Here is a 14090-nt window from a genome sequence, read left to right as displayed (position 1 = left end):
GCCGCCATACGCCCCTGCATCCCGCCGCTGAACCGTTTGCGCCGCGCGCGTCGCACTCCGCACTGGCCGGCACAGGTGTCTCGCGCCCAGCGGGCGCGGCGGCGATCGTAGCGGTCCTGCGCCCTCGGTCCATGCCGGATTGCGTCTCAACCACCTTGCGACACGCCGGCCGCACAGCCCGGGCGGCAGCGTGAGGCGACCGGCGCCGCGCCGGCCAGGCGCCGCTCACGAGCTGAAGTAGGCCTCGGCGATCGCGCTGTGCAGGTAGCCGAGATGGGTCTGGATCTCGTCCATGAACTCGGCCGGATTGTGCCGCGCCAGATAGGACGGATCGGCATTGCGCACCAGCCCGTTGATCCGCATCAGCGCCCGCTCCACGGTCGGCCGCGGCGGCATGGTCGGCAGGATGTGCTGGGCGCGGGTCAGGCAGAAATGCACGCTGCGCGGGAAATCGTTGTTCTGCAGCAGGAAGCGCAGCGCATGCTCGCCGGTGACGCGCTGGCGCACGTGGCGCCGGTACATCTGGTAGGCGGCCAGCGAGCGCAGCACGCTCATCCACTGCATGTTCTGGTAGGCCTCCAGATCGTCGGCCTTGCGCGGGGTGATCAGGCCCGAGGCGCCGGCGTCGATGATGCGCGTGGTCATGTCGGCCTGTTCGATCGCCGTGCCCAGGCGCAGGAACTGGAAGCCGATGTCGCGGCTGACGTTGGCGGTGAGCAGACCGGAGACCTTCAGGCAGGCGTCGGTGACGTGGCCCAGGAACTCCATCCGGTAGCGGCGGCCGACGCTGCGCTCGCCGTTGGCGTCGATGTACAGGTGCAGGTCGTTGACCGCCTCCCACACTTCCTGCGGCAGCGTGTCACGGATGCCGCGCAGCAGTTCGCGCGCCTGCCGCGCCGAACTGCGCAGCGAGGACGGATTGCGCTCGTCCAGCAGCAGGAAGCGCACCACGTCGGCGTCGCCGACGTCGTCGCCGGCGTGCGGGAACCAGACGTTGAAGATCTCGCCGGCGCCGACCGTGTCGATCATCGGCCGCCAGGCGAAACGCACCGAGCGCGGCAGGTCCAGCTGCAGCAGGCTGCCCACGCCGACCAGGCGCGCGGTGGTCTCGGCGCGGCGCACGTAGCGGCTGAACCAGTAGAGGTTGTCGGCGACCCGCGACAGCATCAGTCCGTCTCCTCGTCCAGGTCCACCACCCAGGTGTCCTTGGCGCCGCCGCCCTGCGAGGAATTGACCACCAGCGAGCCCTCTTCCATCGCCACCCGGGTCAGCCCGCCGGTGGTGACGTAGACGTCCTCGCGCGACAGGATGAACGGGCGCAGGTCCAGATGCCGCGCCGACGGGCCGACCTCGGTCACGATCGGCGCGGTGGACAGGCCCAGCGTCGGCTGCGCCATGTAGTTGCGCGGATCGGCCTGGATCAGCTTGCGGAACTCCTCGCGCTGGCGCTTGGTCGAGCGCGGCCCGATCAGCATGCCGTAGCCGCCGGATTCGTTGGCCGGCTTCACCACCAGTTCGTCGAGGTGCTCGAGCACGTACTTGCGGTCCTTGTCGTCGTGGCACAGGTAGCTGGGCACGTTGGGCAGGATCGGCTCCTCGTCCAGGTAGTAGCGGATCATCTTCGGCACGTAGGCGAACACCACCTTGTCGTCGGCCACGCCGGCGCCGGGCGCATTGGCCAGCGCCACCTTGCCGGCGCGCCAGCTGCGGATCAGCCCGGGCACGCCGAGCACCGAATCGGGGTGGAACACTTCCGGATCGATGAACAGGTCGTCGACCCGGCGATAGATCACGTCGACCCGGCGCGGCCCGTAGATGGTGCGCATGTAGGTGCAGTCGTCGTCGGCGACGAACAGGTCGTCGCCCTCGACCAGCTCGATGCCCATCGCCTGCGCCAGGTAGGCGTGCTCGAAATACGCGCTGTTGAAGATGCCGGGGGTCAGCAGTGCGATCACCGGCTGGTCGCCCGGACGCGGCGACAGCGCGGCCAGGGTGTCGTACAGCTGCGCCGGATATTCGTCCACCGGCAGGATCGCGCTGGTCTCGAACAGTTCGGGAAACACGCGCTTGGCGACCATGCGGTTTTCCAGCATGTACGACACGCCGCTGGGAATGCGCAGGTTGTCCTCCAGCGCGTACAGCGTGCCGTCGGCATCGCGCACCAGGTCCGAGCCGCAGATGTGCGCCCACACGCCCAGCGCCGGGGTGATGCCCACGCACTGCGGGCGGAAGTTCACCGAGTGCTCCAGCAGCATCGCCGGGAACACCTTGTCCTTGACGATGCGCTGCGCGCCGTAGACGTCGCCGATGAACAGGTTGAGCGCGCGCATGCGCTGCTTCAGCCCGGCTTCGGTGCGTTGCCATTCGCGCAGCGGGATCACCCGCGGGATCAGATCGAACGGCAGCGTGCGATCGACGTTGCGGCCATCGGAATAGACGGTGAAGGTGATGCCCATGACCCGCGCGGCGACATCGGCGGCGAGCTGGCGCTCGGACAATTCGCGGCCGGACAGGCTGGACAGGTATTCGATGACCCGGCGGGCGGCGGGACGCGGCTGACCATCTGCCTGGATCAGCTCGTCGTAGGTGGCCGTGCGGTACTTGCTCCAGTCCATCGTGCCCCGTCGTTGTACGCCACCGAGCGCGATCGGCCAAGTGTTGCGTTGCACAGCAACATGCCCGGAACCGGAATGAGCGTCAAGCGGCTGCGGCGATGCCGCGCCGGCGCGCGCTCAGCCGGCGTCGCGGCTGCGCTCGATGATCACGCCCACCGCCTGCGCACCGCGCACCGCGCCCGGCTTGCTCAGCTTCAGCCGCAGCCAGCGCACCTCGAACTCGGCCAGCACCGCGGCCGCACAGCGCTCGGCCAGCGTTTCCACCAGGCCGTAGTCGGACTGCTCGACCAGCTCCACCAGACGCTTGCTGACCGCTTTGTAGTTGAGCGTATCGGCGATGTCGTCGCTGGCCGCCGGCACGCGGTTGTCGAAGCCCATCTCCAGATCGAAGCGCAAGGTCTGCCGGATCCGCCGCTCCCAATCGTAGATGCCGATCAGCGCGTCGATCTCTAGACCTTCGATGAAAACTTTATCCATTGGGGGCCGGGAATGGGGAGTCGAGAATGGGGAATGGTAAGAGCAAACGCAAAAGCGGAGGCAAAGGCGAAAACCGCTCGGAACCCGCTTTTACGATTCCCGATTCCCCATTCCCGATTCCCCCGCTGCCGCCGCCAACGGCGGCAGCGAAGCCATGTCCCACCGCGGCGTCACCCGCACCGCCGCGTCGCTGGACTGGCCGGCCTGCAGGCGCAGCGCGCCGGCGAAGGCGATCATCGCGCCGTTGTCGGTGCACAGCGCCGGGCGCGGGAAACAGGCGCGGCCGCCGCGCGCCTGCGCCATCGCCTGCAGCTTGGCGCGCAGGCGCACGTTGGCGCCGACGCCGCCGGCAACCACGATGGTGCCGCTGCCGGCCGCCTGCAGCGCGCGCTCGCACTTGATCGCCAGCGTCTCCACCACCGCATCCTCGAAGCCGCGGGCGATGTCGGCGCGGGTGCTCTCGCTCTGGTCGCTGCCGCGCCAGGCCAGCAGCACCTGGGTCTTGAGCCCGGAGAAACTGAAATCCAGCCCGGGCCGGTCGGTCATCGGCCGCGCGAAGCGGAACCGTCCCGGCGTGCCCTGCGCGGCCAGCGCGGCCAGCTGCGGGCCGCCCGGATACGGCAGGCCCATCATCTTGGCGGTCTTGTCGAAGGCCTCGCCGGCGGCGTCGTCCAGGGTCTCGCCGAGCAGGCGGTACCGGCCGATGGCCTCCACCGCGATCAGCTGGGTGTGTCCGCCGGACACCAGCAGCGCCACGAACGGCGGCGCCGGCACGCCGTGCACCGGGTCCGGGTCCTCCATCAGCGGCGCCAGCAGGTGGCCTTCCATGTGGTGGACGCCGATCGCCGGCACCTCCAGCGCCCAGGCCAGCGCGCGGGCGACGCCGGCGCCGACCAGCAAGGCGCCGACCAGGCCAGGGCCGGCCGTATAGGCGACCCCGTCGATGTCGCGCACCTGCAGCCCGGCCTCGGCCAGGGTCTGGCGGATCAGCGGCAGCAATTTGCGCACGTGGTCGCGGCTGGCCAGTTCCGGCACCACGCCACCGTATTCGGCGTGCAGCGCGATCTGGCTGTACAGCCCGTGCGCGCGCAGCGCGGCGGCGCCGGATAGGGCGGTGTCGTAGACGGCGACGCCGGTTTCGTCGCAGCTGGATTCGATGCCGAGGACTCTCATGGCTGCCATTGTGGGGCCGAATCGGCGGCAGGCAAACGTCCCGCTTGCAGCCAGCAAATCAGTCGCTATAATGTGCGGCTCGCCGGGCGTGACCCGGTCACCATTGTGTCCCGGAGATTCCATGCCCAGCGTCAAAGTCCGCGAGAACGAGCCCTTCGAGTTTGCGCTCCGCCGCTTCAAGCGCACCTGCGAAAAGGCCGGCGTGCTGGCCGAAACCCGCAAGCGCGAGTTCTACGAAAAGCCGACCCAGGAACGCAAGCGCAAGGCCGCAGCTGCGGTGAAGCGCCAGCTGCGCCGTACGTCTCGCGACGTCACCAAGCGCCAGCGTCTGTACTGAGGATCGCGGTTTGCGGTAGCGGGGTGTGCCGGTTTCGGCATCCGCTACGGTAAGCCCACGAAGCCGGCACGCGCAAGCGTCGCCGGCTTTTTGTGTGGCCCGGGATTAAGGTCCAGCGCGGCGGCCAGCCACCCCGCAGCGGGCTGCCGCGCGGTCCGGCACGCCGGTCTCGGCCCGCAGCAGGACCGATCCCGCGCGCTGCTTGCGCTTGCGCCGGATTGGTCCCGCCGGGACCGAGACGGCGCAGCGCCTAGAATGACACCCCCCTTTCTTTCCCCCTGGAGCCCCTCATGACGACCCTCAAGCAGCAGCTCACCGACGACATGAAGGCCGCGATGAAGGCCCGCGACACGCACAGCCTGGGCGTGATCCGGCTGATCAACGCCGCGATCAAGCAGAAGGAAGTGGACGAGCGCAAGGACGTGGACGACGCCGCGGTGCTGGCGCTGATGGACAAGATGGTCAAGCAGCGCAAGGACTCGGTGAGCCAGTACGCCGCGGCCGGGCGCGAGGACCTGGCGTCGATCGAGCGCGAGGAGATCGTGGTGATCGAGCGCTACCTGCCGGCCAAGCTCGGCGAGGCGGAGATCGTCGCCGCGATCCAGGCCGCGATCGCGCAGACCGGCGCCAGCAGCGCGGCCGACATGGGCAAGCTGATGGCCGTGCTGAAGCCGGCGCTGGCCGGCAAGGCCGACATGAGCCTGGTCTCAGTGCTGGTCAAGCAGCAACTGGCCGGCTGATCGCGCAGGCGGGCTTCACCCGCCTTTCGGCGCCGGGCTGCTACAACCCCCGCGAGCCTGCGACACCTTCCACGCGCATCCGCGGGCCCGGCATCACCTGCCGCGCCCGCTGCAAGGCCGTCGCCGCTCCCATGTCCCTGTCGCTGTCGCCCACCCGCCTGCAAAAACACCTCGAACGCCTGCAGCAGAGCCTGCCGGCGGCATTGCTGCGGCGTTTCGTCGAGATCGACGTGATGACCCAGGCCGCTTCGCTGTCGTTCTACGCGCTGCTGTCGCTGGCGCCGCTGCTGGTGTTGCTGCTGTGGCTGACCGCCTCGCTGTACCCGCAGGCGCAGCAGGCCTTCATCGAGCAGATCGGGCAGTTGGCCGGACACGGCGCGCGCGAAGTGGCGCAGACCATCATCGACAACGCCAAGAACCAGCCCAACGTCGGCTCGCTGGCCGGGCTGTGGAGCACGCTGCTGCTGTTCGTCGGCGCCACCGCGGTGTTCGCGCAGCTGCAGAACGCGCTGAACCTGATCTTCCGCACCGACAAGCAGCGCCTGGAAGGCATCGTGGCGTGGCTGAAGAAGCGCGTGTTCTCGTTCGGCGTGGTGTTCGCGCTGGGCTTCCTGCTGCTGATCTCGATGATCCTGACCACGGTGCTGCAGGTCGCCTTCGCGCGCCTGCCGTCGCTGCTGCCGGCGGTGGGCTACGCCTCCACGCTGGCGATCTACATCCTGGCCTTCGCCGTGCTCTACCACTACCTGCCGGACCGGCGCGTGGAATGGCGGCAAGCGGTGATCGGCGGCGCGATCACCGCCTGCCTGTTCGTGGCCGGGCGCTATGCGATCGGCCTGTACATCGCCACCGCCGCGCCGGGCAGCGCCTACGGCTCGATGGGCGCGCTGGTGATCCTGCTGGTATGGATCTACTACGCCACCGTGGTGTTCTTCGTCGGCGCGCTGATCACCGCGGTGATCGACGAACGCCTGCGCTCGCGGCGCAAGCTCGCTGCGGCCGGGATCGACGCCAGCGCGATCGCCGCGGTTCCGCCGCAGGTCTAACCGCGCAATAACCGGTTTCGCCGCGCGACCCGTGGCTGCGGCGCGGGCGCATGGCATCCTATCGCCCATGGCCCGCATCCCCGACGCGTTCATCGACGACCTGCTCGCCCGCACCGACATCGTCGAGGTGGTCGGCACGCGCGTGCCGCTGAAGCGCCAGGGCAAGGAATACGCCGCGCGCTGCCCGTTCCACGACGAGCGCTCGGCCTCGTTCACGGTCTCGCCGACCAAGCAGTTCTACCACTGCTTCGGCTGCGGCGCGCACGGCACCGCGATCAGCTTCCTGATGAACTACGACCGCCTGGAGTTCCTCGACGCGGTCGACGAACTGGCCAAGCGCGCCGGCATGGAAGTGCCGCGCGACGCGCAGCAGCGCGGCGCCGCGCAGGCCGCCGGCGACGACCATCGCGACCTGTACTCGGCACTCGACGCGGCGACCAGGTTCTTCCAGCGCCAGCTCGAGTCCAGCGACAAGGCGCGCAGCTACCTCGACGGCCGCGGCGTGGACGCCGACAACCGCGCGCGCTTCCAGATCGGCTATGCGCCGGACGGCTACAGCGCGCTGAAGGACGCGCTGGGCACCGACGAGCGCCGCCACAAGCTGCTCGAGCGCGCCGGGCTGTTCTCCAAGAACGAGCGCGGCCACGTCTACGACAAGTTCCGCGACCGGGTCATGTTCCCGATCTTCGACCGCCGCGGCCGGGTCATCGCCTTCGGCGGCCGGGTCATGGACAAGGACGACGGCCCCAAGTACCTGAACTCGCCGGAGACCGCGCTGTTCCACAAGGGCCGCGAGCTGTACGGCCTGTGGCAGGTGCGCCAGGCCAACCAGAAGATCGAGCGGCTGATCGTGGTCGAGGGCTACATGGACGTGGTCTCGCTGTTCCAGTTCGGCGTCACCCAGGCGGTGGCGACGCTGGGCACCGCGACCACCTCCGACCACGCCGAGCTGCTGTTCCGCAACGCGCCGGACGTGTTCTTCTGCTTCGACGGCGACGCCGCCGGCCGCCGCGCCGGCTGGAAGGCGCTGGAGTCGGTGCTGCCGCGGATGAAGGATGGGCGCCAGGCGTTCTTCCTGTTCCTGCCCGACGGCGAGGACCCGGACAGCATCGTGCGCAAGGAAGGCGCCGACGGCTTCGCCGCGCGCCTGCAGCAGGCCACGCCGCTGTCGCAGTTCTTCTTCGACGAACTGTCGCGCGAGGTCAACCTGGCCACGCTCGACGGCAGGGCGCGGCTGGCCGAGCGCGCGCGGCCGATGCTGGCGCAGATTCCCGATGGCGCGTTCGGCGACCTGATGCGCCAGCGCCTGGCCGAGATCACCGGCATCGGCGGCCCCGCGCCCGCCGCCGCGCAACTGGCCAAGCCGCCGCCGCGCGCAGCGGCACGGCCGACGCAAAAACGCAGCCTGGTACGCGAGGCGATCGTGCGCCTGCTGCACACGCCCTCGCTGGCGCTGGAGCTGCCCCCGCCCTACCCGTTCGCCGGCCTGCGCCTGCCCGGCATCGAGCTGATGATCGAGCTGCTGGAGATCGTGCACACCCGCCCGGACATCTCCACCGGCGCGCTGCTCGAACACTTCCACGAACGCGAGGAACTGCCCGCGCTGCAGAAGCTGGCGGTGCAGGACATCCCCGGCGAGACCGCCAGCTGGCGCCAGGAACTGCACGACGTGGTGGTGCAGCTGGAGCGGCAGACCCTGCAGCAACGGCTGGAGGAACTGCAGGCCAAGCAGCGCGCGCAGGGCCTGGACGAAACCGACAAGTACGAACTGCGCGAGCTGCTGCGGCTGCGCCCCGGTGCGCGCTGACATGATGCGCGGACGTGCGGCCAAGCTGCGTGCTGCGCTTGCACGCATGCACGACCGGCGCCATCCGCGGTCTGCAGCGCATGCGGCACGCAGCGCGCTCCCGCGCCCACGCGATGCCCGCGCCACTGCGCCTGGTCTACGCTGGTGCAGATACCGCACCGCCGCATCCTGCGCTACCGCGACGGTCGCGAGCGCGACGCACGACGGCGCCGTGGCGCACCCAGGATCGTCCTCGTTTCCGTGCCGCCGCTGCCGGCGGCCCCCTTCGCCGAGATTCCATTCCCGATGAGCCTGCTGAAGAAACTCCGCATCGAACCCTTCACCCTGGCCCTGCTCGGCACCGTGCTGCTGGCCTCGCTGCTGCCGGTGCAGGGCCAGGCGGCGGCGATCATGGACGACGTCACCGACATCGCCATCGCCGCGCTGTTCTTCCTGCACGGCGCGCGCCTGTCGCGCGAGGCGATCGTCGCCGGCGCGCTGCACTGGCGCCTGCACCTGACCATCCTCGCCGCCACCTTCGTGCTGTTCCCGCTGCTGGGGCTGCTGCTCAAGCCCCTGTCGCACTGGCTGCTGACCCCGGAGCTGTACATCGGCGTGCTGTTCCTGTGCGCGCTGCCGTCCACGGTGCAGTCGTCGATCGCGTTCACCTCGATGGCCGGCGGCAACGTGCCGGCGGCGGTGTGCAGCGCCTCGCTGTCGAGCCTGCTCGGGGTGTTCCTGACGCCGCTGCTGATGGGCCTGCTGGCCGGCGCGCAGAGCGCGATGGCCAACCCGCTCGAGGCGATGGGCAAGATCATGCTGCAGCTGCTGGTGCCGTTCGTCGCCGGCCACCTGCTGCGGCCCTGGGTCGGCGCCTGGGTCGAGCGGCGCCGCGCGGTGCTGCGCTACACCGACCAGGGCGTGATCCTGCTGGTGGTGTACACCGCCTTCAGCGCCGCGGTGATCGAGGGCCTGTGGCGCAAGACGCCGCTGCCGGCGCTGCTCGGCGTGGCGGCGGTGGCCGCGCTGCTGCTGGCGCTGGCGATGGGGCTGATCACCTTCGCCGCGCGGCGGCTGGGCTTCGGCCGCCATGACGAGATCCCGATCGTGTTCTGCGGCTCCAAGAAGAGCCTGGCCACCGGCGTGCCGATGGCCAAGGTGCTGTTCGCCAGCGGCAGCCTGGGCGCGATCGTGCTGCCGGTGATGATCTATCACCAGATCCAGCTGATCGTCTGCGCCTTCGTCGCGCAGCGCTATGCGCGCGATGCGAAGACCGCGAAACACGACTAGCGACCGCGTCGCAGCGGCGGCGGCTCGGCCCTGCCTGCCCGGGTTCAACGCACGGCGCTGTCCTGTTCGTGCGCGGCACGCCGATCGGCCAGGTCTGCGCTGGCGACGCCGGAACGCTGCGCAATGGCTGCCGCCCGGCGCCGCGCCATGGTCCGTGCCGCAAGCGCGCGCTGGCCGCCGTCGCTGAATCGCGGTATATGCAAATGCGCAACCGGCAGGTCCGGCAGGTCCCCGCGGCACGAGCGCCTAGGTAGAGTGCGCGATCGGCGCCATGGCCTGCACGGCATCCGCCGTTGCCGCCCTCCCCTCTTCGCCCGGTGACCGACGCATGAGCCGTACGCTCCGCCTTTCCTTGATGACCTCCGCCAGCCTCGCCGCCATGCTGGCGCTGGGCGGCTGCGACAAGCCGCCCGCTCCCGCCAAGCCGCAGACCGCCGCGCCGGCCAAGGCGGCGGACAGCGCCGGCATCGCCTGGCGCGAGGGCGACGTCGACGACGCCTTCGCCGAGGCGCGCGAGCACAACAAGCCGGTGCTGCTGTACTGGGGCGCGGCCTGGTGCCCGCCGTGCAACCGGCTCAAGGCCACGTTGTTCAAGGACCCGGCCTTCATCGCCCGCACCCGCGCCTTCGTCGCGGTGCATCTGGACGGCGATTCGGAAGGCGCGCAGGCCTGGGGCGAACGCTTCGGCATCAAGGGCTACCCGACCATCATCGTGCTGCGCCCGGATCGCAGCGAAATCACCCGCCTGGCGGGCGACAGCGACACCGGGCGCCTGGCCGAGGCCTTGCGCGTGGCCGCGACCCGCACCACCACCTCGGCGCAGTTGCTGCAGAAGGCGCTGCAGGCGCCGGCCACGCTCAGCGCCGACGATTGGACCCTGCTCGGCGAATACGGCTGGGCGGTGGACGCCAGCCAGCTGGTCAAGCCGGAGCAGGCCGCCGGCGTGCTCGCGCAGCTGGCCGCCGCCGCGCCGCAGCCGGCGCTGCAGCGCCGCTTCGCGCTGCTGGCGCTGGCCGCGCGGGATCCGGACAAGGCCGGCGCCACCGACGCCAAGCGCCGCGCCACCGATCGCCGCCTGCTGCAGGCGGTACTCGCCGATCCGGCCGAGGTGCGCGCCAACCGCAGCACCTTGACCTATTCGGCGCGCGAACTGGTGCAGGCCGCGGCCGCCGATGCCGGCGAGCGGACCACGCTGTCCACCGCGCTGACCGGCGCGCTGGACCGGGTCTACGCCGACAGCAGCCTGCCGATCAGCGACCGCCTGGACACCGCGTACGCCGACATCCAGCTGGCGCGGCTGGCGCAGGGCCAGCCGGCCGATGCCGGCGATGGGCCGCATCCGCCGCTGCCGGCCGCGGTGGTCGCCAAGGTGCAGCAGCGCGTGCAGTGGGCCGAGCAGGCCGCCAGGACCGACTACGAACGCCAGTCCACGATCAGCAATGCCGCCGGCCTGCTCGACGACGCCGGCGACAGCGCCGGCGCCGAACAGCTGCTGCTGGCGGAGCTGGGGCGCAGCAAGACGCCGTACTACTACATGCCGGAACTGGCCGGCCTGGCCGAGGCGCGCGGCGACAGGCAGACCGCGCTGTACTGGCTGAAGAAGGCCTACGAGAGCGCCGAAGGCCCCGCCACCCGGGTGCAGTGGGGCGTGCTCTACGTCGATGGGCTGATCCGGCTGCAGCCGGACAATGCGGCCGCGATCGAGGCCGCCGCCGGCCAGGTCATCGGCGAACTGGCCGGGCAGCCCGGCGGCTACCACCAGCGCACCAGGCAGCGCTTCGACACCCTGGCCAAGGCCCTGCAAGGCTGGAGCAAGGGCCATGGCGGCAGCGCCGTGCTCGCACGCCTGCAGCACAAGATGCAGCAAAGCTGCGGCAGCCAGGACCGCGACGGCTGCCAGCACTGGCTGAGCTGAGCGCCCGGGTCATCGCGGCGTGCGCCGGTGTTGGCGCACGCGCCTGCGGGCAGCGCGCGCGCCGCACCGGGCGCCATCGAACGAAGGCAGTGCGCCATCGGAGCCGCTCCGGCCTGCACCGGCTGCGGCGCCAGCGCCCGCGCGCCGCGGTCGATCGGCGCGGCTCAGTCGGCCGCAGTTTCCGGCCACAGCGTCGCCACCTCCTTCAGCCTGACCCGCGGCGGGCCAAGCGTGGAGGCCACGCGCCAGCCGTCCGGCGCGGGCTGCTGCTGCAGCGTATAGCGCACCCGCTCGCTGCCGCCATGCGGATGCGGCATCAGTTGCCATGCCGCCGGCAGGGCCAGCGTGTCGGCGTATTCGAACAGCACCACGACCTCGCAACGCGCGGGATGGTCGCACCGCACCGCGCCGCGCTGCCAGCCGCGCACCGCATGCAGCACGTCCCAGCCCGGTTCGTCGTAGCCGCGCGGCGCCACGATGTAGCGCGCGAACGGCCAGGCCTGCAGCCGCCCGCCGTCCAGCTCGAAGGCCAGGTAGGCGTCGATCGCCTGCTCCGGCGTGTCCCACGCCGAGGCCGGCAACGGCAGCGCCGCCAGCGCCAGCAGCCCGGCGTGACGCAGGCGGCTCACGCGCCGATCGGCATCGGCAGTGCCGGCAGCAACCAGTGATCCACCAGCAGGAACGCGAACAGCGCCATCAGGTACACGATCGAATAGCCGAACATGCGCATCGAGAACATCTCGTCCGGCGGATCGAGCATGCGCCAGGCGTACCAGACGAACACCGCGTCGAGCACCAGTGTGCCGCCGAGGTAGAACACACCGCTCATGCCTACCGCCGCCGGCAGCAGCGTCGCCACCACCAGCAGCAGCGTGTACACCAGGATCTGCTTGCGCGTATGCGCCACGCCGTGGGTGACCGGCAGCATCGGGATCGAGGCCTTGGCGTAGTCGGCGCGGCGGAAGATCGCCAGCGCCCAGAAGTGCGGCGGCGTCCACACGAAGATGATCAGCACCAGCAGCGAGGCGTAGGCCCAGTCCCACTGGCCCTGCATGCCGGTGATCGCGGCCCAGCCCAGCAGCGGCGGCGCCGCGCCGGCCAGGCCGCCGATGACGATGTTCTGCGGCGTGGTGCGCTTCAGGAACACGGTGTAGATCACCGCATAGCCGATCAGCGAGGCGAAGGTCAGCACCGCGGTGATGGTGTTGACCCAGAGCACCAGGATCGCCATCGACAGCGCGGTCAGCGCGGTGGCGAACAGCAGCACCTGCCACGGCAGCACCTTGCCCACCACCAGCGGCCGCCACGAGGTGCGCGCCATCTGCGCGTCGATGCGCGCGTCCAGCAACTGGTTGATCGCCGCCGCGGCCGATGCCGCCAGCCAGATGCCGAAGAAGCCGATCAAACCGGTGCGCACCTGCGCCCAGGTCGGCACGCCCGGAATCGCCAGGCACATCCCGACCAGCGCGGTGAACACGATCAGCGCCACCACCTTGGGCTTGGTCAGGTCCCAGTAGTCGCGCCAGTGGAGGCCCTTGGCGCTCATTGCGGCGCCCGCAGCCGCGCCAGCAGCGACACCAGCACGAACAGCAGCGCCACCGCGCCGGCGTTGTGCAGCACCGCCACCGGCAGCGGCAGCGCCAGCTTGACGTTGAGGATGCCCAGGCTGACCTGCGCCACCAGCAACAGCGCCAGCGCCGCGGCCCAGCCGCGCATGCCCGGCGAGCGGCTCAGCCGCCAGCCCAGCCACAGCAGGTAGGCCGCCACCAGCAGCGCCATCATCCGGTGCGCCATCTGGATCGCGATGCGCGCCGCGCCGTCGAGCACGCCGCCTTCGTAGTCCACGCCGATGCCGCGCCACAGGGTGAAGCCTTCGCGGAAATCGTGCGGCGGCCACCACTGGCTGACGCAGCGCGGGAAGTTGTCGGCCGACCAGCTGCCGCCGCCGCAGGCCAGCGCCGCATAGTTGGCGCTGACCCAGCCGCCGAGCGCGATCTGCAGCGCCAGCAGCGCCACGCCGATGCGCAGCAGCCACTTCAGCCGCGACGCATCGGCCAGGGTGATCGGCAGGTGGGTGGCGCGCCAGGCCATCCACACCAGCAGCGAGAACATCAGCAGGCCGCCGAGCAGATGCCCCATCACCACGATCGGCTTGAGCAGCAGGGTCACCGTCCACATGCCCAGCAGCGCCTGGAAGATCACCACCGCCAGGGTCAGCACCGCCGCGCGCGCCAGGTCGGCATTGGACCAGCGCAGCGCCGCCAGCAGCAGGATCGCTTCGCCGGCAGCGGCCAGCGCCATCGCCAGCGACGGCCAGCCGGACATGTACAGCGGGATCGACAGCGCCACCAGCAGCGCGGCGCCGACGATCTGGGCGATGCCCAGGCGCCGCCGTCGTGCGGCCAACAGCGACAGCACCAGCACTTCCACGCCCAGCGCCCCGGCCAGGAAACGGTGCACCTGCTCGCGCCAGGCCTTGTGCGTCTCCAGCGGGCGGATCTTGCTGGCCGCGTGCGCGTTGGCCTCGTCGCTGCTCTGCGGCCAGGTCACCCGGCCATAGCAGGTCGGCCAGTCCGGGCAGCTCATGCCCGCATCGGACAGGCGCACGAACGAACCGAACATGATCGTGCTGGCGGTGAACAGCGCCGCCAGCCAGGCCATGCGGTGGAAGTGCCGAAACAGCGCCGGTGGCGCGAACAGGTTCATAGGGG

The 14090-nt window shown here is 70.6% G+C and carries 13 protein-coding genes; 6 read left to right on the top strand and 7 right to left on the bottom strand.

The genetic code is table 11. The annotated features are described in order from the left end of the window. Positions 1-225: 225 nt before the first annotated feature. The 4 genes from NRY95_03070 to tsaD form a co-directional block, all read right to left on the bottom strand. Positions 226-1167, bottom strand: a complete 942-nt coding sequence (locus NRY95_03070) for an alpha-E domain-containing protein (GenBank protein UYC16967.1) — start codon at positions 1165-1167, stop codon at positions 226-228. Beyond that, positions 1167-2615: a circularly permuted type 2 ATP-grasp protein gene (locus NRY95_03065; GenBank protein UYC16966.1), complete on the bottom strand. Its 1449-nt coding sequence runs from the start codon at positions 2613-2615 to the stop codon at positions 1167-1169. The genes NRY95_03070 and NRY95_03065 overlap by 1 nt, the downstream gene beginning before the upstream one ends. Before the next feature lie 117 nt (positions 2616-2732). Beyond that, the gene (gene folB, locus NRY95_03060) at positions 2733-3092 is read right to left on the bottom strand and encodes a dihydroneopterin aldolase (protein ID UYC16965.1); all 360 of its coding nucleotides are present in this window, start codon (positions 3090-3092) and stop codon (positions 2733-2735) included. Between the two features lie 90 nt (positions 3093-3182). After that, a complete protein-coding gene (gene tsaD, locus NRY95_03055; GenBank protein UYC16964.1) occupies positions 3183-4265 on the bottom strand; it encodes a tRNA (adenosine(37)-N6)-threonylcarbamoyltransferase complex transferase subunit TsaD in 1083 nt (360 codons plus the stop codon). 121 nt (positions 4266-4386) lie between these two features. Here tsaD and rpsU point away from each other — a divergent pair, with 121 nt between their 5' ends. The 6 genes from rpsU to NRY95_03025 all read left to right on the top strand — a co-directional run bounded on the left by rpsU (position 4387) and on the right by NRY95_03025 (position 11379). Beyond that, positions 4387-4602, top strand: a complete 216-nt coding sequence (gene rpsU, locus NRY95_03050) for a 30S ribosomal protein S21 (GenBank protein ID UYC16963.1) — start codon at positions 4387-4389, stop codon at positions 4600-4602. Between the two features lie 290 nt (positions 4603-4892). Continuing rightward, complete coding sequence (locus tag NRY95_03045) at positions 4893-5342, top strand: GatB/YqeY domain-containing protein (GenBank protein UYC16962.1); 450 nt, start codon at positions 4893-4895, stop codon at positions 5340-5342. A gap of 131 nt (positions 5343-5473) precedes the next feature. Continuing rightward, positions 5474-6388 (top strand): YihY/virulence factor BrkB family protein, encoded by a 915-nt coding sequence (locus tag NRY95_03040; GenBank protein ID UYC16961.1) that lies wholly within the window; start codon positions 5474-5476, stop codon positions 6386-6388. A 67-nt stretch (positions 6389-6455) separates the two neighbouring features. Next, positions 6456-8195: a DNA primase gene (gene dnaG / locus NRY95_03035; protein ID UYC16960.1), complete on the top strand. Its 1740-nt coding sequence runs from the start codon at positions 6456-6458 to the stop codon at positions 8193-8195. Positions 8196-8480: 285 nt separating this feature from the next. Then, positions 8481-9464: a bile acid:sodium symporter gene (locus NRY95_03030; protein ID UYC18484.1), complete on the top strand. Its 984-nt coding sequence runs from the start codon at positions 8481-8483 to the stop codon at positions 9462-9464. 328 nt (positions 9465-9792) lie between these two features. Further along, positions 9793-11379, top strand: coding sequence for a thioredoxin family protein (locus tag NRY95_03025; protein ID UYC16959.1), 1587 nt, complete (start codon positions 9793-9795; stop codon positions 11377-11379). 164 nt (positions 11380-11543) lie between these two features. Here NRY95_03025 and NRY95_03020 read toward each other — a convergent pair whose 3' ends face one another. The 3 genes from NRY95_03020 to NRY95_03010 are packed head-to-tail and all read right to left on the bottom strand — an operon-like array spanning position 11544 to position 14085. Then, positions 11544-12008: a hypothetical protein gene (locus NRY95_03020; protein UYC16958.1), complete on the bottom strand. Its 465-nt coding sequence runs from the start codon at positions 12006-12008 to the stop codon at positions 11544-11546. Beyond that, entirely contained in the window at positions 12005-12925 is a 921-nt protein-coding gene (gene cyoE, locus NRY95_03015) for a heme o synthase (protein ID UYC16957.1), read from the bottom strand. The genes NRY95_03020 and cyoE overlap by 4 nt, the downstream gene beginning before the upstream one ends. After that, a complete protein-coding gene (locus tag NRY95_03010; GenBank protein ID UYC18483.1) occupies positions 12922-14085 on the bottom strand; it encodes a COX15/CtaA family protein in 1164 nt (387 codons plus the stop codon). The genes cyoE and NRY95_03010 overlap by 4 nt, the downstream gene beginning before the upstream one ends. Positions 14086-14090 lie beyond the last annotated feature (5 nt).

This window comes from Xanthomonas campestris pv. phormiicola (genome assembly GCA_025666215.1).
GTDB classification, from domain to species: domain Bacteria; phylum Pseudomonadota; class Gammaproteobacteria; order Xanthomonadales; family Xanthomonadaceae; genus Xanthomonas_A; species Xanthomonas_A campestris_A.
The sequence above is the reverse complement of the archived record's forward strand: the minus strand, read 5'-3'. Positions and strand labels throughout refer to the sequence as shown.